The organism is Treponema sp. UBA753, from assembly GCF_002297325.1.
Lineage (GTDB): Bacteria > Spirochaetota > Spirochaetia > Treponematales > Treponemataceae > Treponema_D.
Genome location: NZ_DBKJ01000120.1, coordinates 4,176 through 6,699 on the forward strand (window position 1 = coordinate 4,176; position 2,524 = coordinate 6,699).

At 42.8% G+C, this 2,524-nt stretch carries 3 protein-coding genes; all 3 read left to right on the forward strand.

Going from position 1 to position 2,524, the window contains the following annotated elements:
* Positions 1-75: 75 nt before the first annotated feature.
* The 3 genes from B4C08_RS09630 to B4C08_RS09640 all read left to right on the forward strand — a co-directional run bounded on the left by B4C08_RS09630 (position 76) and on the right by B4C08_RS09640 (position 2,304).
* Positions 76-1,011 carry an AraC family transcriptional regulator gene (locus tag B4C08_RS09630; protein WP_296664881.1) on the forward strand — a complete coding sequence of 312 codons (936 nt, stop codon included), beginning with the start codon at positions 76-78 and terminating at the stop codon, positions 1,009-1,011.
* Positions 1,012-1,344: 333 nt separating this feature from the next.
* Positions 1,345-1,911, forward strand: coding sequence for a fasciclin domain-containing protein (locus B4C08_RS09635; protein ID WP_296664883.1), 567 nt, complete (start codon positions 1,345-1,347; stop codon positions 1,909-1,911).
* A gap of 135 nt (positions 1,912-2,046) precedes the next feature.
* Complete coding sequence (locus tag B4C08_RS09640) at positions 2,047-2,304, forward strand: hypothetical protein (protein ID WP_296091160.1); 258 nt, start codon at positions 2,047-2,049, stop codon at positions 2,302-2,304.
* Positions 2,305-2,524: the final 220 nt, after the last annotated feature.

Below are 2,524 nucleotides of genomic sequence, written 5' to 3' on the forward strand. Positions count from 1 at the left end.
GGATTTTGCTTTTGGTTTATCCTGTGACTGTGCTTTCGTGGCACGAATCAAATTTATTTTCAGCAAGAGGAAAAAATGGAATGGCTTACGGCGATGAAAAAGTCAATTGCTTTTATGGACTCTCATCTTTGCGATGACATTTCGGCAGATGACGTTGCGGCGGAAATCTTTATGTCTCCGTTTTATTTTCAGCGAGGATTCAAGATTCTCACCGGAATTACGCCGGCCGAGTACATAAGGAACAGGCGGCTTTATCTTGCGGCTCTTGATGTTCTGGGCGGAAAGGAAAAAGTGATTGACATCGCGCTCAAGTACCGCTACGAGACTCCCGAAAGCTTCACGCGCGCGTTCACGAGGTTTCACGGAGTTTCGCCGGTTCAGCTAAAAAAATCGCCTCAGTCTCTTAACATTTTTCTTCCGCTGAAAATCACGATTTCCATTACAGGAGGAAACAGAATGGAAAAACTTGACTTTACGGTAAGCCCGATGTTCGGCTTCAAGGTGATTGGCTTTGAGCGGATTTTCAGCATGGAAAATTCCTACGGCGAGATTCCGAAATTCTGGGACGAGCTTCGTGAAAAATATCTTGGGGCAGTCTGGAGCGGAAAAAAGGAGCTGTCGGAAATTGAACAGGCGGTCAAGGACAACTGCATCGGCGAGTACGGAGTGTGCATTGATGACATCGGCGGCGGAAAGTTCCGTTATCTGGTTGCGGGGAAATACTGCGGCGGCAAAGTTCCAGACGGAATGACGCTCTTTGAATTCCCTGACTTGGAATGGGCAAAGTTCAATTGCACAGGTCCGATGCCTAATGCTCTTCAGAACGTGAACACAAAAATCTTTAAGGAATGGCTTCCCGGCAATCCCGGCTACGAGATGGCGGCCGGCTGCAACATCGAATGGTACGACAATAGCCCGATGGACAGCGAGGACTATAAAAGCGCAATCTGGATTCCTGTAAAACGTAAGCAGGAAAGTTCGGAACGCAAATTCAATTCGCCAGACAATTAATAATGCGTAATGGATAATTCGTAATGATTAATGCATAATGCATAATGCATAATGATTAATGCGTAATGCGTGTCTGACAATGTCATCTTCGGGCTTGACCCGGAGAGCTGTTGCATAGGACTGCTTCACATCGTGTTTATTAAGGCAGGGGCTGTTTTTTTTATTCTTTTTCCATTTCTTTTAAATCTTCACACAATCTTGACATTTCCGAAAGAAAATCTTGAAACATGAATTCTACTATGGCAGTGTCAAAAGCAGAGAGGGGAACGGAATAGATGCCTGAGCGTCAAAGTCCGTCGGGAAAACTTTCTGTTTTATGACAAGGAAAAATCTATGAAAAAGACAGTTTTAACTTTTGGTGTATCAGCGTTGGTTGCGGCGGCAGTTTTCGCACAGGAATTCAATCCTTCTTCTTCAGTTCTCGGCGAACTTAACACAAAATCGAACGCTGAGGCAAGCGCAAGTCAGGAGACACTTTCTGAAAATGCGGAGGATAAAACTCTTTCCGCTCAGGAAATTTCAAAGTCGATTGAGGAAGTTGACGGAATAAAAATCTTCGCGAACATCCTTAAAAATTCTTCAGAGAAAATCCAGGAAGTTGCTTCTGATTCCGGCGTTACAGTTCTTGCTCCTATTGACGCAATCGCCGACACTGGAAAAATCACCCAGAACATTTCCGACTACATCGTTCCTGAAAAGCTCACAAAGGAAAACCTTGAGGCAAAGAAATCCGTTCAGACACTTTCAGGAAAAACACTTCCTGTTGAAGTAAAGGATTCCGCAGTTCTTATAAACAACGTTGAAGTTGCAGGACTTGCTGACAGTTCGGACGACAAAGTTGCGGTTCTTCGCCTTGCAAACAACTTTAGCGAGTCAGCTTCTGTAGCACTTGCTGAGTAGAAAAAATTGGGAAACGTTACTGTCATTCCCTTGCTTGACAAGGGAATCTGTTTAGAAATTATCCGGTCAAGTCGGATAATGACAAAGTAATATGTCAGATAATGAAATTAAAACTATAAATAAGAGGAAGAAAAAATGAAAACAACAAAGACTGCTTTTATCGCCGTATCAATGATCGGATTCGCCGCAATGATGTTCTCTTGCGCTGGAACAAAAAAGGACGCTCCAGCTTCGGAGGAAACAACATCTGCCGTTCAGTCAGAAGCACCGACTGAAGCTCCTGTAGAAGAAAAATCACTTTCCATACAGGACACTTTGCAGAGCGAAAATCCGGCCGCCGTTCAGGAGGAACTTCCACAGAACAACGATGTTTCTGTTCCTGCTGCAGAATAGAAACATCTTAAAATACAACAGCAAAGCCATCCTTCTTTAGTTAAAAATTGTTTTCAGCAGAGCCGGCTCAAGTCTCCAATCCGGTTCTGCTGATTTTTTTGTATCTTGAAATCGTATTTTGCATTTATATATAATATATATAGAAGAAAATCACGTACTTGAGGATTAAAATGAAATCATCTCGTTTTTTTTGTTTAACGTTTGCATCTTTTTTTATTTT

What these genes read in the sequence shown, in the direction of transcription:
- B4C08_RS09635 (WP_296664883.1), top strand. Translation starts at nt 1,345, where the DNA reads ATGAAAAAGACAGTTTTAACTTTTGGTGTATCAGCGTTGGTTGCGGCG.
- B4C08_RS09630 (WP_296664881.1), top strand. Translation starts at nt 76, where the DNA reads ATGGAATGGCTTACGGCGATGAAAAAGTCAATTGCTTTTATGGACTCT.
- B4C08_RS09640 (WP_296091160.1), top strand. Translation starts at nt 2,047, where the DNA reads ATGAAAACAACAAAGACTGCTTTTATCGCCGTATCAATGATCGGATTC.